Here is a 1,041-nt window from a genome sequence, read left to right as displayed (position 1 = left end):
CATGAAGGGGAGGGAGAAAGATCATGGAGATTTCAATGGATTGGCGACGACCGTTTGGTCGGCGGCGCGTCGGCGCGCCTGAAACCAAGGATAGTCGGGCGGGGCCGTTGATCGCCCTGACGGGGGCGGGTCGGGCGCGGTGGACGCCGCGGGATTACGCCCATCTGGCTGAGGAGGGGTTCGCCAAGAACGCCGTGGCCTATCGCTGCGTGCGGATGATCGCGGAGGCGGCGGCGTCGACGCCGCTGATGGTCATGGTCGGGGGCGTACGGACGGCGGAGCATCCGCTGGCGCGGCTGCTGGCCAAGCCCAATCCCGAGCAGTCGGGCGGGGAGCTGATGGAGGCGCTCTATGGCGCACTTCAGACGGCGGGGAACGCCTATGTCGAGGCGTCGGGGGACGTCGATGGCGACGGCGTTCCTGATGAGCTGTGGGCGCTGCGGCCGGACCGGGTGAAGGTGGTGCCGGGCTGCGCGGGCTGGCCCGAGGCCTATGAGTATGCGGTCGGCGGGCAGGCGGTGCGGATCGGGCGGCATGGCGACGGCTGGTCGCCGGTCATGCATCTGAAGCTGTTTCATCCGACCGACGATCATTACGGCTTTTCACCGCTGGAGGCGGCGGCCTTCGCCATCGACGTGCACAATGCGTCCGGGGCCTGGAACAAGGCGCTGCTGGACAATGCGGCCAGGCCGTCGGGGGCGCTGATTTACGGCGCCAGGGACGGCGAGCGGCTGACCGCCGAGCAGTTCGAGGCGCTGAAGGCCGAGCTGGGCGAGGCCCATGCGGGGGCGAGGAACGCCGGGCGGCCCTTGCTGCTGGAAGGCGGGCTGGACTGGAAGCCGATGAGCCTGACGCCGCACGACATGGACTTCATCGCCGGCAAGCACGCGGCGGCGCGGGAGATCGCCCTGGCGTTCGGGGTGCCGCCGCAGCTGCTGGGGATACCGGGCGACGCGACCTACGCCAACTATCGCGAGGCCAACGCCGCCTTCTGGCGCGGGACGGTGATCCCGCTGGTGCGGAAGGCGGCGGGGGCGATGA

Annotated in this window: 1 protein-coding gene; it reads left to right on the top strand. The window is 70.0% G+C overall.

Translation table 11 applies throughout. From position 1 onward, the window contains the following. Nucleotides 1–23 precede the first annotated feature (23 nt). A partial coding sequence (locus tag HX774_RS19205; RefSeq protein ID WP_178829005.1) for a phage portal protein occupies nucleotides 24–1,041 on the top strand: 1,018 nt, incomplete at its 3' end.

This window comes from Brevundimonas sp. P7753, assembly GCF_013386595.1.
Taxonomy (GTDB): Bacteria; Pseudomonadota; Alphaproteobacteria; order Caulobacterales; family Caulobacteraceae; genus Brevundimonas; species Brevundimonas bullata.
Note: the sequence above shows the minus strand (reverse complement) of the source record. Positions and strands in the feature narration are given on the sequence as shown.